Genomic DNA, 25,145 nt, shown 5'->3' with positions numbered 1-25,145 from the left:
TTGCATTACGTTTCGCGCGGGCGCATATCCAACGCAACTCTGCAAGTTGAGGTCTATATGTTCCGCGCGACACTTATCGCTCTTTCCTTCGCATGCGCCTCGGTAGCCACTGCGGACACCCGCGTGCCGCAATCACAAGCCGAGATATCGTTGGGTTTCGCCCCGGTGGTCAAAGAGGCCTCACCTGCGGTCGTCAACATCTATGCTAAGATCGTGCGGCAGGGGCGGGCCAACCCGTTTTTCTCGGACCCGTTCTTTCGGGATTTCTTTGGCGGCGGCTCGGCCGAGCCGCGCCCGCGAGTGCAGAACTCGCTGGGGTCCGGCGTAATCCTTTCGCAGGATGGTTACGTCGTTTCGAACTACCATGTGGTTGGTACTGCCACGGAAATTCGCGTGGTGACGACGGATCGGCGAGAGTATTCGGCCCAGGTGGTACTGGGTGACAAGGAAAGCGATATCGCCATTTTGCGCCTGCAAGAGGCTGACGATCTGCCGTTCCTGGAACTGCGCGATTCCGATCAAGTCGCGGTGGGGGAACTGGCGCTGGCCATCGGCAACCCGTTCGGGGTGGGACAGACCGTGTCGTCGGGCATCATCTCAGGGCTGGCCCGGACCGGGGCTGCGACCGGCAACGCGCGCGGTTATTTCATCCAGACGGATGCGGCGATCAATCCGGGAAACTCGGGTGGGGCGCTGATTGACGTGAACGGGGATCTGATCGGGATAAATACGGCCATTCTGACCCGCTCGGGCGGATCAAACGGCATTGGATTTGCGATCCCGGCCAATTTGGTGGCCGAGTTCCTGCGGCAAGCGCAGGAGGGTAATGACCATTTCGTCAGCCCTTGGGCGGGAATGGCAGGTCAGCATATGAGCGCTGATATCGCCGAGTCGCTGGGTCTGGTGATCCCGTTGGGCGTGGTAATCTCAGACCTGCACCCCCTTAGCCCGCTTGCCGATGCAGGTCTGCGTGTCGGTGACGTGGTAACCCACGTAGACGGGGATGAAGTGAACTCTCCGGCCGAGATGAAGTTCCGCATGTCGGTGGCGGGTGTCGGCGGCACATCGGTTTTGACCCGGTTGCGCGGCGAGGAAAGCTCGGATCTGGAAGTAGCCCTTGTCCGGGCACCTGAGACCCCGTCAGCCGACGAGACCACGCTGGATGACCAGACGGTCATGCCTGGATTGACGGTCTCACGCGTTAATCCGGCGGTCATCACGCGGCTGGGGCTGGTGCTGTCGCAAACCGGCGTTGTTGTGGTGGACGCAGACCGATACGGAGGGCGGTCTGGGCTGCGTGTGGGTGATGTGGTTAATGGCATCAACGGCGCGCAGATCGACCACCCGCAAGACATAGTCGATGCGCTGACCGATCCGGGGCGCAGGTTGAATTTTGACATCCTGCGCGGTGGCCGTTCGGTTTCCCTGCGGTTCCGGTTGTAAAGTATGAGCGATCTGTTCGGCACCGGGGCCGCCGCGCCAGCACCGCCCGCACATCGACCGCTGGCGGATCGGTTGCGCCCGCAAACACTTGCTGAGGTGATTGGGCAGGAACAGGTTCTGGGCCCAGATGCGCCGCTAGGGGTCATGCTAGCCTCGGGCAGCTTATCCAGTCTGGTGTTCTGGGGGCCGCCGGGGGTGGGAAAAACAACCATCGCGCGGCTGCTGGCGCAGGAAACCGATCTGCATTTCGTTCAGATCAGCGCAATTTTCACTGGCGTGCCGGACCTCAAGAAAGTGTTCGAAGCCGCCAAGATCCGCCGCCAGAACGGGCAGGGCACGCTGCTGTTCGTGGATGAGATTCACCGCTTCAACAAAGCCCAGCAGGACGGGTTCCTGCCCCATATGGAGGACGGGACGATCCTGCTGGTCGGGGCCACGACCGAAAATCCGTCCTTTGAGCTGAACGCCGCTGTGCTCAGCCGGGCGCAAGTGCTGGTGCTGGAACGGCTCAGCCTGACTGATCTGGAACGGTTGACCCAAAGGGCGGAAAAAGAGCTGGACCGCGCATTGCCTCTGACCGGCCCCGCCCGTGAGGCGCTGCAGGAAATGGCCGACGGCGACGGGCGAGCGCTGTTGAACCTGATCGAGCAGATCGCGGCGTGGAAGGTCGATGCGCCGCTGGACCCGGATGCGCTGTCGACCCGGTTGATGCGGCGTGCAGCAAAATACGACAAATCGGGGGATGAGCATTACAACCTGATCTCAGCCTTGCACAAATCGGTCCGCGGGTCTGATCCGGACGCTGCCCTTTATTGGTTCGCGCGGATGCTGACGGGGGGCGAAGACCCGCGATATTTGGCGCGGCGGATCACCCGGATGGCGGTTGAGGATATCGGTCTGGCCGACCCGCAGGCACAGGCGATCTGCGTGCAGTCATGGCAGACCTATGAACGGCTGGGCAGCCCCGAGGGGGAACTGGCCTTGGCACAGGCGCTGGTCTACCTGGCCCTGGCCCCCAAATCGAACGGCGCTTACGTCGGTTACAAGGCGGCGATGCGGCTGGCCAAGCAATCGGGCAGCGAACCACCTCCCAAGCATATCCTGAATGCGCCGACCTCGTTGATGAAGGACCAGGGATATGGCGCGGGCTATGCCTATGACCACGATGCCGAGGATGGGTTTTCAGGTCAGAACTATTTCCCTGACGGTATGGACCGGCCTGAACTGTATCAGCCGGTCGAACGTGGGTTCGAACGCGAGTTGAAAAAGCGGCTGGATTATTTTGCCAAGCTGCGGGCCCAGCGCAACGGGTAAGGTCGGCTTGACTCTTGCGGTGCAGCAGGCCACAGACGCGCATGTTTTCTAGGACACGTACAGACAGGCTTAGCGCGCGGACACGTCGCGCGACGCAGGGGATATCGGCATGAGCGGCGTACAGATGATCACCGTGGCAGAAGGTGATGGCGACCAGCGGTTGGACCGGTGGCTGCGCCGCCTGTTTCCCCATGTCAGCCAGGGGCGCATCGAAAAGATGTGCCGCAAGGGCGAGCTGCGGGTTGAAGGCGGGCGGGTGAAAGCCTCGACCCGGCTTGAGGCCGGTCAGGTCGTTCGTGTACCGCCTTTGCCCGATGCCGATCACAAACCTGCCGAGGTCAAACATCGTATTTCGGATGCCGACGCCAAGATGATTCAGTCCTGCGTCATCTATCGCGATGATCACGTTCTGGCGCTGAACAAACCCCAAGGCCTGCCGGTGCAGGGCGGCAGTGGCCAGTCGCGCCACGTTGACAGCCTGTCCGAGGCGCTGCGGTTTGGATATGACGAGAGTCCCCGCCTTGTGCATCGGCTGGACAAAGACACCTCGGGCGTATTGCTGATGGCGCGCACGCGCGAGGCGGCCAAAGGGCTGACTACCGCCTTCCGTCACCGCGATACGCGCAAGATTTATTGGGCGCTGGTCGCCGGGGTGCCGACGCCCTATCTGGGTGAGATCAAGACCGGGCTGGTTAAAGCCGCGGGCCACGGCAAGCACGGTGAGGGTGAAAAGATGATCCCCGTGCATCTGAACGAAATCAACGACACGCCGGGCGCGAAACGGGCGCACACGCTCTATGCCACGCTTTACCGGGTGGCTGGACGCGCTGCATGGGTGGCGATGGAGCCGATCACGGGCCGCACACATCAGCTGCGCGCGCATATGGCCGCAATTGGGCATCCCATCATCGGCGATGGCAAATACGGCGGCTCGGGTCAGGAAAACCTTGGTGACGGGTGGGGCGCGCAACTGGGCGGTATCATCAGCAAGAAATTGCATCTGCACGCACGGCAGGCCTCGTTCCAGCATCCCACCACGCGCAAGACCATCACCATTACTGCGCCATTGCCGGATCACATGAAACACAGCTGGGACACCTTTGGCTGGACAGAGGATCTGGCCGCCGATGATCCCTTCGAGGAACTGCAATGAGCGCACCGCTGCGTTTGGTGCTGTTCGATGTGGATGGCACCCTTGTCGATAGCCAGGGCAGCATCGTCGCGGCGATGACCGCCAGTTTTCGGGCGCTGTCCCTGCCGGTGCCTGACCGCAACGCAATTCTGTCCATTGTTGGTCTGTCCCTGCCCAACGCGATGGCACAACTGGCGCCAGAACATTCGGACAGCGATCAGCAGTGCCTGGTCGAGGGGTATAAACAAGCCTATCACGCGCACCGTCTTAAAAAGGGCGCTGCAAGCTCTCCTCTCTATCCTGGTGCGCGGGATGCCATTGAGGCGCTGCACGCAGTGCCTGAAGTATTGTTGGGCGTGGCCACCGGTAAGTCCCAGCGCGGGCTGGACGCACTGATCGAGGCGCATGGGCTGGAGCGGTATTTCGTGACCCGGCAGGTTGCGGATCACCACCCGTCGAAACCGCACCCTTCGATGATCGACACCGCGCGCAGTGAAACCGGGGTGGACGCGGCCAACACGGTCATGATTGGCGACACAAGATTCGACATGGACATGGCCCGCGCCGCCGGGGTGACGGGCATCGGTGTCAGTTGGGGCTATCACGACCGGTCCGCTCTGGACGGTGCGACCTGTGTAATTGAAACCTTTGACCAGCTGCCGCAAGCGCTGGACGATATCTGGACCTGACAACATGAGCGATTGGAAACCCAAGCGATTTTGGACCGAAAGTGCCGTGGTCGATGCCGAAGGGGGATTCACTGTCGAATTGGACGGACGCCGGGTGAAAACTCCGGCTAAGGCAACCTTGATCCTGCCCACACATGCTATGGCCGAACAGGTTGCCGCTGAATGGGACGCGCAAGAAAAAGAGATCGACCCGCGAGTCATGCCATTCACACGGTCGGCCAACGCCGCCATCGACAAGGTCCACCATCAACACGCCGAGGTTGCGGACATGTTGGCCGATTATGGGGATTCGGATTTGCTGTGCTACCGCGCGGCACACCCGCAAGAGTTGCAAAAACGTCAGGCCGAGCGATGGGACCCGGCCCTGGACTGGGCGGCCGAGGTGCTATCTGCGCGGCTGTTGCCCGTGGCTGGTGTGTTGCATCAGCCGCAATCGGAAACGGCTTTGAACACCCTAAAGCTGCGTGTTCATCAGCTTAACGATTTTCAACTGGCCGCATTCCATGATCTTGTCAGCTTGTCAGGCTCGCTTGTCCTTGGTTTTGCGACTGCTCTGAACTGGCGCAATGTTGAAGAAATCTGGCAAATGTCCAGGCTGGATGAAATTTGGCAGATTGAGCAATGGGGCCACGACGATGAGGCATTTGACGTAGCGGAAACCAAAAAGGCGGCCTTTTTGCACGCAAAAAGATTTTTTGACCTCTCGATTTGATCCCTTACAGCCTGATTTTCCAACGTGGAACGAGTCATCTTTGAATTGACTCATCGTTTTCCCTGATCCGGGCCTTGACGTTTGTTTATGAATACGCCCAAACTCGTGCCCACTAAAGGGGAGACACCTTTGGGGAAACCTTTCTGGTGCCAAAGGTGCCGGACAGAGCCGTCTCTGGATAGGGACGGGAAATCAGGAAGAGGTAAAAATGAAAAAATCCGTAATCTTGGGCGTGGCAACCATCGCCGGCCTGGCTGCTGGTGCGGCTGCGGCGGGGACTGCTGATGATGTCAAGGCGCGCGGCAAACTGAACTGTGGCGTGGCGACCGGTGTTCCCGGCTTTGCCAGCCCGGACGCCAATGGCGAATGGCAGGGCTTTGACGTGGCCGTGTGCCGCGCCGTTGCAGCCGCCGTTCTGGACGATCCGACCGCTGTAGAATTCATTCCGACCACCGGTAAGACACGCTTTACCGCGCTGGCTTCGGGCGAGATCGACATGCTGGCCCGTAACACCACTTGGACCTTCAGCCGCGACGTCGACCTGAAGTTCGAATTCGTCGGTATCAACTACTACGATGGTCAGGGTTTCATGGTTCCCAAGGCTCTGGGCGTCAGCTCGGCCAAGGAACTGGACGGCGCGACGGTCTGCATCCAGACCGGCACCACGACAGAGCTCAACCTGGCGGATTTCTTCCGCATCAACAACATGAGCTATGAGCCGGTTCCGATCGAAACCAACGCCGAAGCGCAGCAGCAGTATCTGGCTGGTGCCTGTGACGTCTACACCACCGACGCATCCGGCCTGGCGGCAACTCGTGCCACCTTTGAAAATGCTGGTGATCACGTGATCCTGCCCGAAATCATCTCGAAAGAGCCGCTGGGCCCGCTGGTTCGTCATGGCGATCACGAATGGGGCGATGTGGTCCGCTGGACCCTCAACGCACTGATCGCGGCGGAAGAGCTGGGTGTAACCTCGGCCAACATCGACGAGATGTCCAGTGGTGCCACCGACAACCCAGAGGTAAACCGCCTGTTGGGTACCGAAGGTACGCTGGGTGAGATGCTGGGTCTGGACGCGAACTGGGCACAGCGCGCGATCAAAGTTGGCGGCAACTATGGTGAAGTGTTTGCCAAGAACATCGGTGAGGAAACCCCGATCGGTCTGGCACGCGGCCTGAACGCACAGTGGACCGATGGCGGCCTGCTGTACGCACCGCCGTTCCGCTAAAAGCCACGGAAAAGGGCGCAGGGCAACCTGCGCCCTTTTTCCTTCCATAAGAAACACGCCCGGAAAGTTAGGAGCAGAGAAAAACTCTGCCGGCTAAACCGGGATTGACGGGGAAATACATAGGTCATGACGACACTCACTGACCCGCCGAAGGAGCACTTCCGGCTGTCCATGCTCCTTTATGATACGCGGTACCGATCTGCGACCATTCAGGTCATAGCGATGATCGGTTTCATGCTTCTGGCAGCCTGGATTATTAACAACACTATTCAGAACCTCGAAACGCTTGGCAGAACGGTCGGGTTCGACTTTTTTGCCGAACCGGCCAGCTATGACATCAACCAACGCCTGCTGGAATACGACTCGCGCGATACCCATCTACGTGCGGCGTTTATAGGCCTGCTAAACACGCTGGTTGTTGCAGTTCTGGGCTGTATCACGGCAACGATCATCGGCGTTATGGTCGGTGTTTTGCGTCTGTCGAATAACTGGCTGATCGCGCGGATCATGACGGTTTATGTCGAAATGTTCCGCAACGTGCCAGTGCTGCTTTGGATCGTGTTCGCCATGGCGATCCTGATCGAAAGCCTGCCGGCACCGCGCGCCTTCCGGGGTGAAAACCCAGAAGCCACTATGGATCTGTTCGGCACAGTCGCTGTGACCAATCGCGGGGTCTATATCCCCGAATTCCTGTTTTCGCGTGGTTTGGGTGACATCCACCTGTTCGGCACGTCGAGCCTGCGGTTCGATGTTTCGCTGGACCTCATCGCCTTCCTGATCGTGCTTGGCGGCAGCATCTTCGCAATGCGCAAAGTGTCGGCCTGGGCCAATGCGACGCAGGAAAAGACGGGTGACCGTCCGACCATCTGGCACATCCAGCTGGGTTTGCTGTTCGTTCCGTCGATCATTCTGCTGACAGTGCTAGGCTTTCATCTAGGCTACCCTGAGTTGAAAGGTTTTAACTTCACCGGTGGCACCCATATGCGGAACTCGTTGATCGCGTTGTGGCTTGCCCTGTCGCTGTACACTGCGGCTTTCATCGCCGAGATCGTTCGCGCCGGTATTCTGGCAATCTCGAAGGGTCAGACCGAGGCCGCATCCGCACTGGGTCTGCGTCCTGGCCGGACCATGCGTCTTGTGATCCTGCCGCAGGCGTTGCGGGTGATCATCCCGCCGATGATCTCGAACTATCTGAACCTGACCAAGAACTCGTCGCTGGCGATCGCGGTCGGATATATGGACATCACGGGTACTTTGGGTGGCATCACCATGAACCAGACCGGCCGCGAGCTGGAATGCGTTCTGCTGCTGATGCTGGTCTATCTGTCCATCTCGCTGAGCATTTCGGCGGTGATGAACTGGTACAACAACCGTGTCAAACTGGTGGAGCGGTAATATGAGTGATGTTTCATTTGTCCGCACGGAAATGTTGCCGGAGCAGGCACCACCCGCATCCGAGGTCGGTGTGCTGGGATGGATCAGGCATAACCTGTTCTCAAGCTGGCTCAACGCCATCCTGACCATCATCTCACTGTTCTTCATCTACTATGTGCTGTCCAACATCCTGTCATGGACGTTCGAATCCGTATGGAATGCCAATTCTCTGTCGGAATGTCGCGAGATCATGATGGCGACATGGGGTGATACTCATGGCCATGCCTGCTGGGGTGTTATCAAGGACCGGTGGCTGCAATTGCTGTACGGCTTCTATCCGCCTTATCCGGCGCATCCGGACGCGACGTGGTCTAACCCACCTGAATCGGGCGGCTGGCCGGCCTATTTCCGGCCGAACCTGACCTTCATCCTGTTGCTGGTTGCTATTGCGCCGGTGTTGTTCACCAAAGTGCCGCGTAAGCTGTTGTTCGTAACGGCGGCCTATCCGTTCCTGCTGCCTTGGCTGATGTGGGGTGGAAGCATTTGGGGGCCGCTGATGGTCGCTGCTGGGTTCGCCATTGGGTACTTTGTATACAAGCTGGCGCTACCCGCCGCAGGTTCCTTGATGGCGCTGATTCTGGCGATTGGATTGCCGATACTCTGGTGGTTGTTTGCCTCTGGACCGGTTGCTGTTGCGATCGATTCAGTGATTCCCGTTGGTATCGCGCCGGTCGAAAGCCGCGACTTTGGTGGCTTTATGCTGGCAATCTTGTTGGGTGTTGTGGCCATTGGTGTCTCGCTGCCAATTGGCATCGTTCTGGCGCTGGGTCGGCAGTCCGATCTGATGATCGTCAAATACCTGTGCGTGGGCTTTATCGAGTTCATTCGTGGCGTGCCGCTGATCACCTTGCTGTTCGTGGCCTCGCTGCTGTTGAACCTGTTCCTGCCGCCGGGAACCAATTTTGACATCATCCTGCGAGTGATGATCATGATGACACTATTCTCGGCCGCCTATATGGCCGAGGTGATCCGGGGTGGTCTGGCAGCCTTGCCGCGTGGTCAGTACGAAGGGGCCGACAGTCTGGGCCTTAACTACTGGCAGGCCCAACGGCTGATCATCATGCCGCAAGCGCTGAAAATCTCGATCCCGGGCATCGTGAGCACCTTTATCGGCATTTTCAAGGATACCACGCTGGTCTCGATCATCGGTCTTTTCGACGTGATTGGCCTGACCAACGGCATCCGCGCCGATACCGCCTGGAACGGCGTCTACTGGGAGCTGTTCGCCTTTATCGGCGTGCTGTTCTTCGTCGTCTGCTTCTCCATGTCCCGTTATTCCATGTATCTGGAGCGCAAGCTTCAGACTGGCCACCGCTAAGGAGTTCAACACATGTCTGAACTTGCAATTGAACGCGAAATCGACCGCTCGAAGATGCAGGTGAGCGACGAGGTCGCCATCGAAATCACCAACATGAACAAGTGGTACGGGGCCTTCCACGTGCTGCGCGACATCAATCTGACCGTCAATCAAGGCGAGCGGATCGTGATCGCGGGGCCATCGGGGTCGGGCAAGTCCACCCTGATCCGCTGCCTGAACGCGCTGGAGGAACACCAGCAGGGCAGGATCGTTGTGGACGGGACCGAGCTGTCGAATGACCTTAAAAACATCGACAAGATCCGGTCCGAGGTTGGTATGGTGTTCCAGCACTTCAACCTGTTCCCGCATCTGACCATTCTGGAAAACTGCACGCTGGCCCCGATCTGGGTGCGCAAAACGCCGAAGAAAGAGGCCGAAGAGCGCGCGATGCATTTCCTGGAAAAGGTGAAGATCCCCGAGCAGGCCGACAAATACCCCGGTCAGCTTTCGGGCGGTCAGCAGCAGCGTGTGGCGATTGCCCGCTCGCTCTGCATGATGCCGCGGATCATGTTGTTCGATGAACCGACATCGGCGCTGGACCCTGAGATGATCAAAGAGGTGCTCGACACCATGATCGAGCTGGCCGAGGAAGGCATGACCATGCTGTGCGTGACGCACGAGATGGGCTTTGCCCGTCAGGTCGCCAACCGTGTGATCTTTATGGATGCCGGTCAGATTGTGGAACAGAACGAACCGGAAGAGTTCTTCAACAACCCACAAAGCGAACGGACCAAGCTGTTCCTCAGCCAGATTCTGGGCCACTGATCCCAGCGAAACGGACGAAAAGGCGGGGTTTTGCCCCGCCTTTTTTCATTCCAGCAGCTCCCGTGGAATGACAAACCCCTGCACGGTGCCGCTGTGCCATCGGACATGCGCCCAGTCGTCGATATCAAACCGTATCACGGTGGTGGCGCAGGTCGGGTAGTCGTGGAACCGGGCGTGGTCCGGTGCCTCCCGGACAATGCGGCTGGCAAAGATGCCGATCCCGGGGTTGTGGCCCAGCATCAGCACTGTGGGTTCTGTCGCCCCTGACAATTCGGTCAGAATGTCTTCGGACTCCGCGTGATAAAGCGCGCGGTGAAACGTGATCTTGTCCGCCTGCAGCCCCATACGGTCCCAGGTTTCACGGGTGCGGGTCGATGTTGAACTTAGCACCTCATCTGGCAGCCAGCCGTTTGCGCGCAGCCAACCGGCTATCGCCGGGGCGGATTTGCGTCCGCGTTTGTTCAAAGGGCGATCATGATCCGAAAGATTCAAGTCATTCCAACTGGATTTCGCGTGGCGAGTCAGGATCAGGGTGCGGCTCATGACGGGTGAAAGGCTTTCATGTGATGGGCAGATTGCTCAGCTTCGCGCCCTGCACCCTCGCTGAGGGGGCAGGACAGCCGCGCCAGACACCCACCTGTCATGCAGGTCTGCCCTGCCGCGGTGGACAGATGAGCGTGACAGGCCCCGACATCATAGAAATTCTGACTGTTCAGCGCGCCGACGGGGCAGGTTTGGGTACAGGGGGCCGGGCAGTTGATGCAAGGAGAGGAGCCGGGACCCTCGGGGATTGCGAACTCTCTGGCAAAATGCAGCGCCCCACGGAACGAAATCATCATGCCCACTGTATCATGCACCAGCGCACCGACCGGGCTGCTGAAGGTGCGTCCGGATTTCAGGGCCCAGTCGATGAAGGGTGCGTAGGGCGGGCCGCCAAACGGAAAATGTGCCTGCGCGCCCAAATTCTGCGCCATCTGCCCAATGACGCGGCTGGACCAGCGGTCCACCGGGTCGGGCCCTGACCACTCCGGAGAGGCCTTCAGGACGGGCCAGAAGGCCGAACCCGCGCCCAAAAGAACCAAAGTTCCCCCGTCCAACCCCTTGGCACCACTTCGTCGCGGATGTGTCACACCCATGACGATCAAGCCCGCTTGATGCGCCGCGCGCATGACCCAGCCATAGCTGATTGCTGCCGCGTAAGAGGATGGTGGGGGATGTCCGGTCATCTCTCCTCCGCGAGTTGCGTCAATCTGGGCGGATCAGCGAGCCTGCGCCGTGTTCAGTGAACAACTCCAACAGCACCGCATTGGGCGCGCGGCCGTCCAGAATGACCACCGCGCGCACGCCGCTGTGCAGGGCGTCCAGTGCCGTTTCGGTCTTTGGGATCATCCCACCCGCAATGGTGCCGTCCATGGTCATTTCGCGGATCTGACCGGCTTTCAACTCGGTCACAACCTCGCCGCCCGCGTTCTTAACGCCTGAAACATCCGTCAGCAGCAGCAGCCGGTCCGCCTTGAGCGCCGATGCAATGGCCCCAGCAGCGGTGTCGCCATTGATGTTGAAGGTCTCACCGTTCTTACCTGCGCCCAGAGGCGCGATCACGGGGATCACGTCATGCGCGAACAGGTTATGCAAAATCGCCGGATCCATCTGCGACGGAGAGCCGACAAACCCAAGTGACGGATCGGCCTGATCGCAGATCATCAGGTTAGCATCCTTGCCCGACAGGCCCACCGCCTTGCCGCCCTGACCATTGATTGCCTGCACGATGCGTTTATTCACCAGGCCGGACAGCACCATCTCGACCACTTCGACGGTGGCTTTGTCGGTCACACGTTTGCCGTTCACAAACTCGGACTGGATGTTCAGCTGATCCAGCATTGCGTTGATCATCGGCCCGCCGCCATGCACGACCACCGGGTTGACCCCGACCTGTCGCATCAGAACGACGTCGCGGGCAAAGCTTTCCATCGCTTCGTCGCTGCCCATGGCGTGGCCGCCCAGCTTGATGACGACGATTGCACCGTCATAGCGTTGCAGATACGGCAATGCGCTGTTCAAAGTGGCGGCGGTGGCGATCCAGTCCCGGTTCATGTCTCGTGTCTTCATATCTTGGTCCTCTTCCTCACGTGTTAGGCGTTTTGGCGGCATAAGCCAAGATCGCTGTTGTGAGTGCAGTCGCCACTGTTAGTGTGCCTGCATGCCCTGAAACAGGAGACACATCCAATGGAGCAAAAAACTCTTATTCTGACGGGTGCTAGCCGGGGCATTGGGTTCGCAACGGTTCGTCGGTTCCATGCCGAAGGTTGGCGGGTTATCACGTGCTCGCGCTCTCCTGTGCCGGATGATTGTCCGTGGGAAAGAAAAGAAAATCATTTGCAGCTGGATCTGAGCGATCCTGCCGAAACGATCAATTCAGTTGGTGTCCTGCAAGAAATGGTCGGAGGCAAGCTACACGCCCTCGTCAACAACGCGGGGGTGTCGCCGAAGGGCCCAGAAGGAGAGCGATTGAATACGCTGGACACCGACCTCATGACTTGGGGGCAGGTGTTCCACGTCAATTTCTTTGCTTCCGTTGTTCTGGCGCGCGGCTTGAAAGAGGAATTGGCCGCAGCCCGTGGATCAGTCGTTAACGTCACATCCATTGCAGGGTCGCGCGTACATCCGTTTGCAGGCGCGGCCTACGCTACATCCAAGGCGGCGCTGGCAGCGCTGACGCGGGAAATGGCACATGACTTCGGCCCAATGGGCGTGCGGGTGAACGCAATCGCACCTGGTGAGGTTGAAACCGGAATCCTCAGCCCCGGCACCAATAAAATAGTGGAAAAGTTGCCACTTGGACGGTTAGGGCAGCCCGAAGAAGTCGCAGCAGCTATCTATTTCCTGTGTTCTCAGGAAAGCTCATACATCTCGGGGGCGGAAATCGAGGTGAATGGGGCACAGCACGTATAGGACATTCGCGGACGCTGCCAAACCCAGACAGCGGAAACATCGGGATCGATCGGGCCGCACCGATGCGATGCGGCCCGGATTTGTCAGCTCAGGGCTTTTTTCATCACCGGGATATTGCTGATCAGCAGCAAGTCAAAGACTAGCACCGCCAGCAATGTCAGACCCACCAGCGGGAAGGCCATCGCGGTGAGCAGACCGATCACAACAGCCCCTTTCCACAGCGGCATTTCCGCAGGCATTGGCGGCGCGGCCAGTCGCCCCGCACTCTGTGGCCGCCGTTTCAGCCACATCACCACGCCCGAGACGCAAGCAAAGATGACCGACAGGCAGAACACGACGTTCAGGATAAAGTTCCACGTCCCCATCAGCCCCATGTGAAACGGAATGCCAACAGCCATGGACTTCCCCATCAGCGAATAATCCTGATACCGCACATCGGCCAAGATCTTGCCGGTATACTGATCCACATGAACGGTGCGGTCGTTTGCCGGATCGGTCGAGTCGCTGCTCATGCTGTCGCGGTTCAGGGTCCAGACGCCCTCCTCGCCGTTGGGATACGCGACGCGGAAGCGTCCTGACATGTCCAGCGCCACTCCCAACGCCACCAAGGCATCGATATCCACCGGCGCGCCTTGCGGTACGCCATCAATCCCGGCCTCAGAACCCGAGGCGGGCATCGGCGTTTGCTCTAGTGCCCAGGGAACGTCGTTTTGGTGCCCGTGGTTCATGCTGGCGTGGATATCGTCCGAGAGGGGCACGTTGTCCCATTTCTCGGCGGGGAAGCTGCTCCAGGGTTGTACGATCATTCCACCCCAGACACCGGCCCAGGAGAGGCCCGAGATCAGAAAGACAACCAGCAGCCCGGACATCCAGAAACTGATCACGGCATGTAGGGATTTCCACAAAGCACGGCCTCGCGTGCGCAGGTTGGGGACAAATGCAGCCATGGCGTTGCCGCGTGGCCACCACATGTAAAGACCGGTGAAGACCATCAGCAGGCTCAGACCGGCGGCGATTTCAATGATGCGATCCCCGGTTGTCCCGATCAGCAGGGTCGAGTGAATATTGTCCGCCAGATCGTACCAGCCCGCGCGACGATCCCAGATTTGCAGGACCTCTCCGGCATAGGGGTCGACGGCTACAAGGCGTTGGCCTGCCTCGGTTTTGATACGAAACACGGTGGCCAGATTGGCGGCTTTCGGGCCAATCCATTCGACGACTGTGCCGGGGAGTTCGGTTAGCGCGACCTCGGCCTGTTGCGATATTGGCAGGGCGGTTCCCTGAACTTCGGCCGCAATTTTTTCGCCATCGCGACCGTCATATTGGGTGATGAGCATCATCATCAACCCGGTGACGGCCAGAATGATCAGGAAGGGGATAACGAAAATCCCCGCATAGAAATGCCACCGCCAGGCGGCGAAGTAGAACTTTTGCGCAGCAATGTTTTGCGCCGGGGTGTCCCCCAGGGTTTGGCTATCAAATGCCATAGTGTTCTCCGGATTCGAAAATTGCCCCGCGCAGCGTATGCGCGGGCTCTCAGATGTTGAGGTGAATCAGGAGAAGACGGGAGGCGCCCGCGCGTCATAACGGGCATAGAACCCGGCGCTGCGATGGGTAAAGTCGTGGTGGACCCAGCGCGGCTGGATCGTTGCCTCGAAAGGCATGGTGTCCCCGACGGTGGTCAGGGTGACATCAGCGGTCAGCCCCGCGAAGGGGCACATCGCGCGCTCGTCAGTGTCGTCGTGTATGGGATCGTCCGGGTTCAGATCGACCCATTGCTCGACCGTGCCTTCGCCGGTGCAGAGAACCAGCAACACCTTGCCGTCATTGCCCATTGTGGGCATCCAGCCCTGCGGAATCACACCGGTCAGCAACAGCGCCAGTGTGGTCAACAGGGCAAAGAGACGAAGCGGCAGAGTCATTCCAGATGCGCGATGATCGAGCGCAAGGTCGGAATGCCATCGCCTTTTTCGGACGAGGTCAGCACGATTTCAGGAAAGGCCGCAGGATGTTTCGACAATGCGCCGCGTACTTGTTCCAGCACCTTTTCGCGTTCTTTGGCTTTGACTTTGTCTGCCTTGGTCAGAACGCATTGAAAAGTCACAGCGCTGGTGTCCAGCAGCTTCATGATCTCGGCATCCACCGGCTTTACCCCATGGCGCGCGTCGATCAGGACAAAGGCCCGGCGCAAGGTCTGACGTCCGCTCAGGTACTGTTTCAGCAACCGCTGCCACTTTTCCACCACCTTCACCGGCGCATTGGCGTAGCCATAACCGGGCAGGTCGACCAGATATAGTTCGGGGCCTTGAGTGAAGAAGTTGATCTCTTGCGTGCGGCCCGGAGTGTTCGAAGCGCGCGCCAGTCCCTTGGTACCCGTTAGCGCGTTGATCAGGCTGGATTTGCCCACATTGGAACGGCCGGCAAAGCAAACCTCAAGCCGATCCGGCGCAGGTAGGCCATCCATGGCGACCACGCCCTTGACGAATTCAGACTCGCCCGCAAACAATTTGCGTCCGCGCTCCAACGCGAATTCATCGGGGTTTTCGGCTAAAGGAAAGGGGAGGGGGCTCATAACAATTCTACCTTATCGCCAACCGAGATTGCGCCGCCTTCAAGAACTTCGGCATAGACGCCGAAATCCTGGTGACCCCAGGTTTCAAGTGCGCCCAATGTATCGGTATCGCGTACACCTGTGTCAGGGTTGGCTGTGGTTGCCAAACATCGGGTGATACGCTCGCGTACACGAAGCACGGCCTCGCCGATCTGAACCTCACGACCCAGCCAGTCGAATTCTTCCCACAAGGGCAGGCCGTCGAACCAGATGTTGCCTCGCCAGCGGCGCACCGACAAATCTTGGCCCAGCTTTTGTCCGACCGCACGATGCGATGCCAGGTTGCACAGGCTAATCGAAGGGAAATCACTGTCGGTCATCCCACGCCCTGGAACCCGAATGATCCGTGCCGAGGCCGCGCGGTTTGCGGGCATTAGGGGCCGGACCCAATCCAGAAACGCCTGTTGTTCACTGTCTGGGGCAAAGGTCAGGTCCGGGCGATCCGGGTGGGACAACGTCAGTGTGTCGCCGTTTGATTGCGTTGAAATCGCCATCAACTGTGGTGCTTTTGCGCCGCGACTGAAGTTGGCGCAAGGGACCCATTTTGAACTATCCGCTTTGGATGCCTCATGCGCAACCGCCCAAACGCGATCCCCGGGCATGGTCTGCCCGGGGGTCACATTTACGGTTTCGACGGCTTCGCGACCATGGCTTTTGATCGGATGCCGCCAAAGCTGGGTCACTTTAGCTGTCATTTATCATCCGTTTTCGGCGTACGCTTGAAGCTGGACTTAATGTTGCCGAACACGTCCGGCTTAAAGCCTTGGCTGCGCATGATCAGGTACTGCTGGGTGAACGTGATCGTGTTGTTCGCGATCCAGTAGACAACCAGACCACTCGCAAAACTGCCCAGCATGAACATGAAGACCCACGGCATCCAGGCAAAGATCATCGCCTGCGTCGGATCGGTTGGCGCCGGGTTCAGCTTTTGCTGCAGCCACATCGAGATACCCAGCAACAGCGGCAGGATACCAATAAAGATCAGCGCCATGATCGTGTCGGGCTGCGGACCGGCAAACGGCAGCAGTCCAAACAGGTTCATGATCGAGGTCGGGTCCGGCGCGCTGAGATCCCGGAACGGGCCAAACCACGGCGCTTGACGCAGTTCAATGGTGACGAAGATCACTTTGTACAGCGAGAAGAAGATCGGGATTTGCATCAGGATCGGCAGACAGCCTGCGGCGGGGTTCACCTTTTCCTTCTTGTACAGCTCCATCATGCCTTGCTGCATCTTCTGACGATCATCGCCTGCTGCCTCTTTCAGGGCTTCCATCTGCGGCTGAAGCTCTTTCATCTTTGCCATCGAGACATAGGACTTATACGCCAACGGGAACAGGATCGCCTTGATGATCAGGGTCAGGCCGATGATCGACCACCCCATATTGCCGATCAACGCGTTGATATTGTGCAGCAGCCAGAAGATCGGTTTGGTCAGGAAAAAGAACCAACCCCAGTCGATGCTGTCGATGAATTTCTGTACGCCTTCCGACTGATATTCGCGGATGGTTTCCCATTCCTTAGCACCTGCGAACAGCTGTGTGGTGACCTCTTCGGTAGCGCCGGGGGCGACCGTCAGGGTCGGCAGCACTGTTTCGGTTTGGTATATCTTGCGGCGTTCGTCGTATTTTGCTGCGGCCTTGAACGGTGTTCCCGGTTCCGGGATCAGTGTGGTCATCCAATAGTGATCGGTAAATCCGATCCAACCGTCTTCTTTGACCTGATAGACTTCGGCTTGCGCGCGTTCGTTCGGGTCGATATCAAAATCGCGGACATCGCCATAGTCAATCTCGGCCAACGTGCCGTCGGCCATGCCGATCACGCCTTCATGCAGGATGAAAAAGTTCTTCAGACCGGGCAGATCGCCATCCTCGCCAATGCCGTGGCGGGCCAGGATGCCATAGGGGGCCATGCCAACCTCGGCCTGGGTATTGTTTTCGACCGACTGGGTGACCGTAAACATATAGTTTTCGTCCACCGAGATCATGCGGCGGAAAGTCAGACCTTTGTCGTTTTCCCATTTCAGTGTGACCGGAGCGTCGACGTCCAGCGTTTCGCCGCTTTCGACCGTCCACAACGTGTTCGGGCCGGGCACATCCGCGCCCGCCACACCGGTTCCCGGCGCCCAGCCATACAGGGCATAGTAAGCCGAGTCCGAGCCAACCGGAGACAGCAATTCGACAATTGGCGCCCCTTCTTCAATCGAGACCTTGTAGTCCTTCAGGAACAGCTCATCGATCCGTCCGCCCGACAGCGACAGACTGCCCTTCAGTCGGGGGGTGTCGATTTCAACCCGTGGGGCTTGCTCCTCGGGCAGGGTTTCTTCTGCGGCCGCCGTCGCCTCACCCACAGTACCTGCGGCGCTGGGCGTCTGAACCTCATTACCCTCGGCGGTGGCAATCTCAACCTCGTCTGGTGTGAGTGTCTGCTCCGGCGGGGGAAACAGCACGAACCAAACAAGGATCACGATAAAGCTGAGCACGGTTGCAAGGATGAGATTCTTGTTCTGATCGTCCATCGGGGACAGCCACCTTAAGCAGTGAAACACACCCGGTGGGTTCAACAGAGTGCAAGCCCAAAGGTCAAGCGGATTCGCCCGTCATTTCCTTTTGGATCGCGTTTCTGTGGCGTAAATCAGCGATTACGGTCCTGTCTTGCGCCCGATCTTCGGCATTCCGTTGACCTTGTTCTGATGTGCCGCGATCCAATTCAGCGTCTTTTCAAAGGGCATTGGCTTGCCAATTCCGAACCCTTGAACATGATCGCACCCCAATTGCGCCATCAAGGCATGTTCGCCTTGGGTCTCAACCCCTTCGGCCAGCGTTTCGACATTCAGCCGCTCGGCCATCGTCAGTATTGCGCTGACCAGTTGTTGCTGGCTGGCGTCACGATCTGCCTTGGCGACGAAAGAGCGGTCAATTTTGATCCGCGAAACATCAAAGCGCTTGATCGAAGCAATAGATGCGTGGCCGGTGCCGAAATCGTCTAGATCGATGCAGCACCCCAACTTGGCCATGCTGGTCACGTTGCGGGTTATCACATCGTCGGGGCGGCGCGAGAACACGGTTTCCAGAACTTCCACCGCCAACCTGTCCGGTGTCAAATCATTCTGGTCCAACTCCCATTTCAGGCGGTCGATCAACGCTGGATCGCGCAGTTCATCAGAAGAGAAATTCACGCCGATCCGAGGAACCACGACCGAGGCTCGATCCCAATCGCGCATCGCGGCGAAAGCATGGTGCCGCATCGCCTGACCGAATTTCTCCATCAACTCGGCCCGCTCAGCGAACGGCAAGAATACCTGTGGACTTAGTACACCCTTTTGCGGGTGTTCCCAGCGGGCCAGAGCCTCGAAACCCGTAACGCGACCTGTGTCGGTTGAGATTTGTGGCTGGAACCAAGGGCGTATCTCACCATTGTCGAGCGCGTCTTCAAACTCTTTGCGAAGATTGGCGCGAATGCGTGAGCGACGCTGTGTTTCGCTGGAAAACGCGCGAATGGTCGACGGCCCGTTCCGCCGCGCCTCGTCCAAGGCGGCTTTGGCGGCGTCGACCCAATCCTCGTACTGATCCTTAGGGACGCTGCTCAGCAGACTGAATCCGATTGAACAGGAAACGTAGACACCAGCACCATTGAGTGTAAAGGGTTCTTCAACGACGGCCTGAATGCGCCCCGCCATCTGAATGCAGGCCTCCAGATCCAATTGGTGGGATGGATGCAGGCCGATTGCGATTTTGTTAGGTTCCAGGCGGGTCGCGATATCCTGTGTCCGGATAACAGAAAGAATGCGGCTGCCAAATTGATTAGTCAGATGACTTGCCGCCGAATTGCCGTGAAGATCGAGAAAGTCGGAATAATCATCCAGGGTGATTAGAAGGCAAGCCGAATCCGCACCATCGGTTACTGCCTTTTTGAACATGCCTTCCAGCTCGTTGTAAAAGCTATCTATTGCCATCATGCCACCAGGCGGGTTGCGCCGCTGAAGCTGCTTGTTGGCGCGGGCGTCAAAGGTGGCCGCGCCTGCGAATATCAAGGGTAAAACGAGGGCGGCAACCACCAACGCCCGTTCCCCGCCGATCCAAAATGCCGCCAAACTGATGGCGGGCACAAAGGCCAGCGCGGCAGGGCCACTCAGAACAGAAGCGAGAGCATCAAGAACGCGTTCGAATTTGATATGTTTCCACATCGGTTTTCTGAGCCTCTACGTTTGGCAAAGCACGTATTGGGCAACCGTAGAAAACCAATCTGAGTCAGACGTTAACGCAGCTGAGGAATTTCGTCCGAATTTTCGTCTTTTTTGCCGGGGTTTAGCGCAAGGTTGGCGAAATCGAACAGTTTTGGGTCCAACAGATGCGACGGTCGCGCATTGGTCAGTGCCCGGAACATCACCTGTCGACGACCGGGGCTGTTTCTTTCCCACTGATCCAGAATCTGTTTCACCTGCTGACGCTGCAAGCCGTCCTGGCTGCCGCATAAATCGCAGGGGATGATCGGATAGTTCATCGAGGTGGCGAATTTCTCGCAATCGGTCTCGGCCACGTGGGCCAGCGGGCGGAAAACGAACAGATCGCCTTCTTCGTTTACCAACTTCGGAGGCATCGTGGCCAGGCGCCCGCCATGGAAGAGGTTCATGAAGAACGTTTCCAGAATGTCGTCCCGGTGATGGCCCAGAACCACGGCAGAGCAACCTTCTTCGCGGGCGATCCGGTACAGGTTGCCTCGGCGCAGGCGTGAGCACAGGGCGCAAAACGTACGGCCCTGAGGAACCTTGTCCACAACGATGGAATAGGTGTCTTGGTATTCAATGCGGTGAGGCACGCCCATGCGTTCCAGAAACTCGGGCAGGACCGTGGCGGGAAAACCAGGCTGACCCTGATCCAGATTACAGGCCAACAGATCGACCGGTAGCAACCCGCGCCACTTTAGTTCATAGAGAACCGCAAGCAGGGTATAGCTGTCCTTGCCGCCCGACAGGCAGACCAGCCAACGGGGCGGTTTGCCGTCCTTGTCATGGGCGGACGGGTCCACCATTCCGTAATGCTCAATGGCTTCACGGGTCTGGCGCACGATGCGTTTGCGCAGCTTCTTGAACTCGGTGGTCGAGGGCGCGCCAGCAAAGAGCGGGTGGATATCGTCAGTTTCGTCAAACATGCGCCGTGGTTACAGTCGATATGGCAAGCGGGCAAGCGCGATAAGCCGGATTGTAGATTTTGGGGCATTGTTGACCTGTGATAAAAGGGCGTCATTTATCGAGGAGATTATTATGGACTATGCCTTTGTTGCCCGCGGCAAAAGCGGAAACGGCTTTTCTAACGAGCCTGCAGCCAGCCATTTTCTGGAAATTCCGGAAAGCGCGGATGATATGATGCTGTCGCACAAGATCACAAAGCGAGAATGGCGCGACAAGGTCATATTGGCCGCTCAGGGCGGTACGACGAACCCTTATACCGAGGGTGACATCGTGTTCTACGTGCATGGGTTCAATAACTCTCAGGCGGAAGTTCTTGTGCGGCACCGCAAAATCAAAGCAGGGTTAAAAGAACACGGCTTCAAAGGCGTTGTTGTCAGCTTTGACTGGCCCAGTGCGGATTCGGCCTTGAATTACCTGGAGGACCGGATGGATGCCAAGCAATCGGCTTTCCGGCTGGTGAGGGACGGCGTCGCGATGTTTTCGGAGATGCAGCGACCAGAGTGTCGGATCGACTTGCACGTACTGGCACATTCGATGGGCAGCTATGTGGTGCGCGAAGCATTTGATGATGCCGATGACCGAGCCCGAATTGCCAGCAAAAGCTGGTCAGTCAGCCAGGTCATGTTGGTGGCTGGAGATCTGTCTGTCAAATCGCTTGATCCGGAGAGCTCCAAGTCTTCATCGCTTTATCGTCACTGCGTACGACTGACGAATTACTACAATACAATGGATGACGTACTGTCGATATCTGCGGTCAAACGGATCGGGGTTGCACCAAGGGTTGGGCGGAATGGTATGAACAGGCCGCTGCATAGCAAGGCCGCCAATGTGTATTGCGCGGCGCGCTTCAAGCAAGGCGGTTTTGACGGCGGTATCAATTCCGGACACACGTTTTATTTTGATGACCCGGTATTTCTTGAAGACGTGTTCCACACCATTTCTGGCAAGTTGGACCGCGAGGAAATCCCGACCCGTACACACACGACGCAGGGCAACCTTGCTTTAAGGCCGAGTTAAGACCGCTATTCTTTGAAACACGTCTGCTCTAGTCTTTTGGTTTTTGCTCTGGAACCGGGTCATACCCGTCACCACCCCAAGGATGGCAGCGCCCGATCCGCCGGGCGGTCAGCCACGCGCCTTTGATGGCGCCGTGCTTTTCCAATGCTTCCAGCGCATAGGCCGAGCAAGTGGGCCGATAGCGGCAATTGAAACCAACCCAGGGACTGAACACCAGCCGATAAGCCCGAATGGGCAGGGCAAGGATATGAGACAGCAGAGTCATTTCCGCGCGCTGTGAATTTTGCGCAGGGCATAGCGCAGATCATCCAGCAGAGCCTCGAACGGGCGCGCGGCAGTGACCTCGGCGCGGCCGATCAGCACGTAGTCCCAACCATTCTGACCCTGTGCGGGCAGAACCGCGCGGGCAGCTTCGCGCAGGCGCCGCTTGGCGCGGTTACGCGCCACCGCATTCCCAACCTTCTTGGAACAAGTGAATCCGACGCGAATCCCCGTAGCTTCATCCGCAGCACGTTTGCGCGCCTGCACCATCATGGACGAGGTGCCCTGCCTGCGCGCGCGGGCGGCTTTCAGGAAATCGGATCGTTTCTTGAGAACAGTCAATGTTTCAGGCACGCAAACGGACGCCGCCGGGGGCTTGACCCTCGGCTGGTTCTTACCATCCTCAGGGGCCTCCGGCGGCGTCATGTTCATAACCTGATCGGTGAGCGGTTTATGCGCTCAGCGATTTGCGGCCGCGTGCGCGACGTGCGTTCAGGATCTTGCGGCCGGCCTTGGTGGCCATGCGCGCGCGGAAACCGTGGCGGCGTTTGCGAACCAGGTTCGAAGGCTGATAGGTGCGTTTCATCGCTCCGTCTCCAATCTATGCGGTGGGGTGCGGCGCGGATTCGCCTGGCCCTAGTGTTCGAAGCCCGTCCTCTACTGGGTAGCGGTGGGTAAGTCAAACCCCTAGGTGGGGGTTTTGACGCCTTTTGCAACAATTCTGGTACGGCGTCACGCAAAAGGTTTCAAAATAGCGGTTTTATGGCCTCAAACCCTCACATTACCCGTCATTTGCATCAACGCCGCGTGAGGTCCCTGTTGCATGGGTCCCGCGCGGCGCATGTTGGGGGCAGAATGAAACGCACCAAACCGGACAGCTTGATGAGCGAAACCACCCAAACCCCGCGCAGAGGGCTTGCGCGACACGTACCTTTGCTGGTGATTCTCGCCGTGGCTGCGGTGGGGTTCTTTACGTTGGGCGATTATCTGACGTTCGAGACGTTGCGTGACAACCGCGAAGCCCTTTTGGCGTGGCGGGATGCGAATTATTGGTCCATGGCGGGTGCTTTTGTGGCGATCTACATCGTCATCGTCGCCTTTTCGCTGCCCGGCGCGGCTGTGGCGTCCATGACCGGAGGGTTTCTGTTCGGCCTTTTTGCCGGAACCGTTTTTAACGTCTTTGCAGCTACCATCGGTGCATCGGCGATCTTTCTGGCCGCGCGTTGGGGGCTGGGTGAATCCCTGACCGCACGGCTGGAGGCTTCGGAAGGCACCGTGAAAAAGCTCAAGGACGGCCTGCGCGAGAACGAAATCTCGGTGCTGTTCCTGCTGCGTCTTGTGCCGGTTGTGCCGTTTTTTGTCGCCAATCTGGTGCCGGCACTGGTGGGGGTGAAATTCCGCAACTTCTTGATCACCACAGCGCTGGGCATCATTCCGGGCGGCATCGTGTACACTTGGATCGGTGTTGGTTTGGGTGGCGTGTTCGACCGCGGTGAGACGCCGGATGTCTCGTTGCTGTGGGAACCCTTCGTAATCGGCCCCATCCTGGGCTTGTGTGTGCTGGCCGCGTTGCCGATAGTTATCAAAGCCCTGCGCGGCAAAAAGGACACCTGAACTCATGCAAGAACTGAAGACGGATATCCTGGTGATCGGGGCCGGGTCGGGTGGCTTGTCCGTTGCCGCCGGGGCTAGTCAGATGGGGGCCGACGTCATCTTGCTGGAAGGTCACAAGATGGGTGGTGACTGCCTGAATTTTGGCTGTGTACCTTCCAAGGCGCTGATCGCCAGCGGCAAGACAGCTTATGGGCAGGCCCATGCCGCAGCCATGGGTGTGGCAGACGTGATGCCGCAAGTGGATTATGCGGCTGCTAAGGATCACGTCCGTGACGTGATATCCCAGATCGAACCGATGGACAGCCAGGAACGCTTTGAAGGCTTCGGAGTCAAAGTGATACGCGAATTCGGCAGCTTTGTTTCCCCCACGCAGGTGCAGGCGGGCGATCACTTGATCACTGCGCGACGGGTGGTGATTGCCACCGGCTCGTCGCCTTTGGTGCCGCCGATCCCGGGTTTGGATCAGGTGCCATATTACACCAACGAAACCATATTCGAGCTGCGTGAAAAACCCGAGCATCTGCTGATCATTGGTGGTGGCCCTATCGGGCTTGAGATGGCACAGGCCCATATCCGTCTTGGTTGCGAGGTGACCGTGATCGAAGGCATGCAGGCGCTGGGCAAGGATGACCCTGACGCGGCGGCTGTTGTGTTGGACACTTTGCGCGCCGAAGGTGTAGCCCTGCATGAACAGGCGATGGTTGCCCAAATCAGGGACAATAACGGGCTGGTCGATGTCGTGACCGAGAATGGCGATATCTACACCGGCTCGCATCTGCTGATCGCCGCCGGGCGCAAAGCCAATACCGACCGCCTTAATCTGGAAGCCGCCGGGATCGAACCAACCCGTACTGGGATTAAGGTGGACGCCTCGCTGCGCACCACGAACCGCAAGGTCTATGCCATCGGCGACGTGGCGGGCGGGCTGCAATTCACCCATGTGGCCGGGTATCATGCCGGGATCATCATCCGCTCGGCCTTGTTTGGCCTGCCATCCAAGGCAAAATCGACACATATCCCCTGGGCCACCTATACGGACCCGGAGCTGGCGCAGGTCGGCCTGACCGAGGCGCAAGCCCGCGACCAGCATGGCGACAGGGTCGAGATCGCGCGCTTTGACTATCACCATAACGATCGCGCCATAACCGAACGCAAGACGAAAGGCTTCATTAAGGTCATGGTCGTAAAAGGCCGTCCCGTGGGCGCCACAATCGTGGGTCATCAGGCGGGCGAATTGATCAACTTGTGGTCGCTGGCGCTCGCCAATAATCTGAAGATGGGGCAGATCGCTGCGATGATTTCGCCCTATCCGACGATCGGAGAGCTTAACAAACGCGTGGCAGGTGCCTATTTCACGCCAAGGCTGTTTGAGAATCAAATGGTTAAACGAGTGGTCGGGTTCGTCCAACGCTGGATACCCTAACCGGA

The 25,145-nt window shown here is 58.5% G+C and carries 26 protein-coding genes; 13 read left to right on the top strand and 13 right to left on the bottom strand.

Going from position 1 to position 25,145, the window contains the following annotated elements; translation table 11 throughout:
• Nucleotides 1–57 precede the first annotated feature (57 nt).
• The 9 genes from ACR3EP_RS11850 to ACR3EP_RS11810 all read left to right on the top strand — a co-directional run bounded on the left by ACR3EP_RS11850 (nucleotide 58) and on the right by ACR3EP_RS11810 (nucleotide 10,074).
• A complete protein-coding gene (locus tag ACR3EP_RS11850) occupies nucleotides 58–1,443 on the top strand; it encodes a trypsin-like peptidase domain-containing protein (RefSeq protein ID WP_480637985.1) in 1,386 nt (461 codons plus the stop codon).
• A gap of 3 nt (nucleotides 1,444–1,446) precedes the next feature.
• Nucleotides 1,447–2,757: a replication-associated recombination protein A gene (locus tag ACR3EP_RS11845; RefSeq protein WP_480637983.1), complete on the top strand. Its 1,311-nt coding sequence runs from the start codon at nucleotides 1,447–1,449 to the stop codon at nucleotides 2,755–2,757.
• Nucleotides 2,758–2,866: 109 nt separating this feature from the next.
• Nucleotides 2,867–3,910 (top strand): RluA family pseudouridine synthase, encoded by a 1,044-nt coding sequence (locus tag ACR3EP_RS11840; protein WP_480637982.1) that lies wholly within the window; start codon nucleotides 2,867–2,869, stop codon nucleotides 3,908–3,910.
• On the top strand, nucleotides 3,907–4,578 hold the full coding sequence (locus ACR3EP_RS11835; RefSeq protein ID WP_480637980.1) for an HAD-IA family hydrolase: 672 nt from the start codon (nucleotides 3,907–3,909) through the stop codon (nucleotides 4,576–4,578). Before ACR3EP_RS11840 ends, ACR3EP_RS11835 begins: the two co-directional genes overlap by 4 nt.
• A gap of 4 nt (nucleotides 4,579–4,582) precedes the next feature.
• The gene (locus ACR3EP_RS11830; RefSeq protein WP_480637979.1) at nucleotides 4,583–5,290 is read left to right on the top strand and encodes an ATP12 family chaperone protein; all 708 of its coding nucleotides are present in this window, start codon (nucleotides 4,583–4,585) and stop codon (nucleotides 5,288–5,290) included.
• Between the two features lie 208 nt (nucleotides 5,291–5,498).
• Entirely contained in the window at nucleotides 5,499–6,518 is a 1,020-nt protein-coding gene (locus ACR3EP_RS11825) for an amino acid ABC transporter substrate-binding protein (RefSeq protein WP_170351661.1), read from the top strand.
• A gap of 126 nt (nucleotides 6,519–6,644) precedes the next feature.
• Nucleotides 6,645–7,913 (top strand): amino acid ABC transporter permease, encoded by a 1,269-nt coding sequence (locus ACR3EP_RS11820; protein ID WP_170351660.1) that lies wholly within the window; start codon nucleotides 6,645–6,647, stop codon nucleotides 7,911–7,913.
• Between the two features lies 1 nt (nucleotide 7,914).
• A complete protein-coding gene (locus tag ACR3EP_RS11815; RefSeq protein WP_480637976.1) occupies nucleotides 7,915–9,270 on the top strand; it encodes an amino acid ABC transporter permease in 1,356 nt (451 codons plus the stop codon).
• Between the two features lie 12 nt (nucleotides 9,271–9,282).
• Nucleotides 9,283–10,074, top strand: a complete 792-nt coding sequence (locus ACR3EP_RS11810; protein ID WP_058283489.1) for an amino acid ABC transporter ATP-binding protein — start codon at nucleotides 9,283–9,285, stop codon at nucleotides 10,072–10,074.
• A 45-nt stretch (nucleotides 10,075–10,119) separates the two neighbouring features.
• Here the strand turns inward: ACR3EP_RS11810 and ACR3EP_RS11805 are convergent, their stop codons facing one another.
• The 3 genes from ACR3EP_RS11805 to argB are packed head-to-tail and all read right to left on the bottom strand — an operon-like array spanning nucleotide 10,120 to nucleotide 12,183.
• Nucleotides 10,120–10,617, bottom strand: a complete 498-nt coding sequence (locus ACR3EP_RS11805; protein ID WP_425081874.1) for a SixA phosphatase family protein — start codon at nucleotides 10,615–10,617, stop codon at nucleotides 10,120–10,122.
• Nucleotides 10,614–11,300, bottom strand: coding sequence for a ferredoxin (locus ACR3EP_RS11800; protein WP_480637974.1), 687 nt, complete (start codon nucleotides 11,298–11,300; stop codon nucleotides 10,614–10,616). The genes ACR3EP_RS11805 and ACR3EP_RS11800 overlap by 4 nt, the downstream gene beginning before the upstream one ends.
• Nucleotides 11,301–11,319: 19 nt before the next feature.
• Nucleotides 11,320–12,183 (bottom strand): acetylglutamate kinase, encoded by an 864-nt coding sequence (gene argB / locus ACR3EP_RS11795; protein WP_170362244.1) that lies wholly within the window; start codon nucleotides 12,181–12,183, stop codon nucleotides 11,320–11,322.
• 117 nt (nucleotides 12,184–12,300) lie between these two features.
• On the opposite strand from argB, the gene ACR3EP_RS11790 reads away from it, so the two are divergent.
• Complete coding sequence (locus tag ACR3EP_RS11790) at nucleotides 12,301–13,026, top strand: SDR family NAD(P)-dependent oxidoreductase (RefSeq protein ID WP_480637973.1); 726 nt, start codon at nucleotides 12,301–12,303, stop codon at nucleotides 13,024–13,026.
• Nucleotides 13,027–13,109: 83 nt separating this feature from the next.
• Here ACR3EP_RS11790 and ACR3EP_RS11785 read toward each other — a convergent pair whose 3' ends face one another.
• From ACR3EP_RS11785 to ttcA, 7 genes are all read right to left on the bottom strand, one after another.
• Nucleotides 13,110–14,513 (bottom strand): PepSY-associated TM helix domain-containing protein, encoded by a 1,404-nt coding sequence (locus tag ACR3EP_RS11785; protein WP_480637971.1) that lies wholly within the window; start codon nucleotides 14,511–14,513, stop codon nucleotides 13,110–13,112.
• 66 nt (nucleotides 14,514–14,579) lie between these two features.
• Nucleotides 14,580–14,948 (bottom strand): DUF2946 domain-containing protein, encoded by a 369-nt coding sequence (locus ACR3EP_RS11780; protein ID WP_480637969.1) that lies wholly within the window; start codon nucleotides 14,946–14,948, stop codon nucleotides 14,580–14,582.
• Entirely contained in the window at nucleotides 14,945–15,598 is a 654-nt protein-coding gene (gene yihA, locus ACR3EP_RS11775) for a ribosome biogenesis GTP-binding protein YihA/YsxC (RefSeq protein ID WP_170351652.1), read from the bottom strand. The genes ACR3EP_RS11780 and yihA overlap by 4 nt, the downstream gene beginning before the upstream one ends.
• Nucleotides 15,595–16,332: an MOSC domain-containing protein gene (locus ACR3EP_RS11770; RefSeq protein ID WP_170378438.1), complete on the bottom strand. Its 738-nt coding sequence runs from the start codon at nucleotides 16,330–16,332 to the stop codon at nucleotides 15,595–15,597. Before ACR3EP_RS11770 ends, yihA begins: the two co-directional genes overlap by 4 nt.
• On the bottom strand, nucleotides 16,329–18,152 hold the full coding sequence (yidC, locus tag ACR3EP_RS11765) for a membrane protein insertase YidC (RefSeq protein ID WP_170351650.1): 1,824 nt from the start codon (nucleotides 18,150–18,152) through the stop codon (nucleotides 16,329–16,331). The genes ACR3EP_RS11770 and yidC overlap by 4 nt, the downstream gene beginning before the upstream one ends.
• Before the next feature lie 123 nt (nucleotides 18,153–18,275).
• Nucleotides 18,276–19,820 carry a putative bifunctional diguanylate cyclase/phosphodiesterase gene (locus tag ACR3EP_RS11760; RefSeq protein ID WP_480637967.1) on the bottom strand — a complete coding sequence of 515 codons (1,545 nt, stop codon included), beginning with the start codon at nucleotides 19,818–19,820 and terminating at the stop codon, nucleotides 18,276–18,278.
• Nucleotides 19,821–19,891: 71 nt separating this feature from the next.
• On the bottom strand, nucleotides 19,892–20,785 hold the full coding sequence (gene ttcA / locus ACR3EP_RS11755) for a tRNA 2-thiocytidine(32) synthetase TtcA (RefSeq protein ID WP_170397646.1): 894 nt from the start codon (nucleotides 20,783–20,785) through the stop codon (nucleotides 19,892–19,894).
• Nucleotides 20,786–20,897: 112 nt separating this feature from the next.
• Here ttcA and ACR3EP_RS11750 point away from each other — a divergent pair, with 112 nt between their 5' ends.
• Nucleotides 20,898–21,842 carry an alpha/beta hydrolase gene (locus ACR3EP_RS11750; RefSeq protein WP_170351647.1) on the top strand — a complete coding sequence of 315 codons (945 nt, stop codon included), beginning with the start codon at nucleotides 20,898–20,900 and terminating at the stop codon, nucleotides 21,840–21,842.
• Between the two features lie 28 nt (nucleotides 21,843–21,870).
• On the opposite strand, the gene yidD is transcribed toward ACR3EP_RS11750, so the two are convergent.
• From yidD to rpmH, 3 genes are read right to left on the bottom strand one after another with little or no spacing between them, the layout of a single operon-like run.
• Nucleotides 21,871–22,107 carry a membrane protein insertion efficiency factor YidD gene (gene yidD / locus ACR3EP_RS11745; protein WP_480637964.1) on the bottom strand — a complete coding sequence of 79 codons (237 nt, stop codon included), beginning with the start codon at nucleotides 22,105–22,107 and terminating at the stop codon, nucleotides 21,871–21,873.
• On the bottom strand, nucleotides 22,104–22,529 hold the full coding sequence (gene rnpA / locus ACR3EP_RS11740; RefSeq protein ID WP_170397643.1) for a ribonuclease P protein component: 426 nt from the start codon (nucleotides 22,527–22,529) through the stop codon (nucleotides 22,104–22,106). Before rnpA ends, yidD begins: the two co-directional genes overlap by 4 nt.
• A 25-nt stretch (nucleotides 22,530–22,554) precedes the next feature.
• Nucleotides 22,555–22,689, bottom strand: coding sequence for a 50S ribosomal protein L34 (rpmH, locus tag ACR3EP_RS11735; protein ID WP_005980833.1), 135 nt, complete (start codon nucleotides 22,687–22,689; stop codon nucleotides 22,555–22,557).
• A 296-nt stretch (nucleotides 22,690–22,985) separates the two neighbouring features.
• Between rpmH and ACR3EP_RS11730 the strand changes: the two genes are divergently transcribed.
• Nucleotides 22,986–23,717, top strand: coding sequence for a TVP38/TMEM64 family protein (locus ACR3EP_RS11730; RefSeq protein WP_170378610.1), 732 nt, complete (start codon nucleotides 22,986–22,988; stop codon nucleotides 23,715–23,717).
• Nucleotides 23,718–23,721: 4 nt separating this feature from the next.
• Nucleotides 23,722–25,140 (top strand): dihydrolipoyl dehydrogenase family protein, encoded by a 1,419-nt coding sequence (locus ACR3EP_RS11725; protein ID WP_170397640.1) that lies wholly within the window; start codon nucleotides 23,722–23,724, stop codon nucleotides 25,138–25,140.
• Nucleotides 25,141–25,145: the final 5 nt, after the last annotated feature.

Source organism: Ruegeria sp. BB10, from assembly GCF_056535725.1.
The sequence above is the reverse complement of the archived record's forward strand: the minus strand, read 5'-3'. Positions and strand labels throughout refer to the sequence as shown.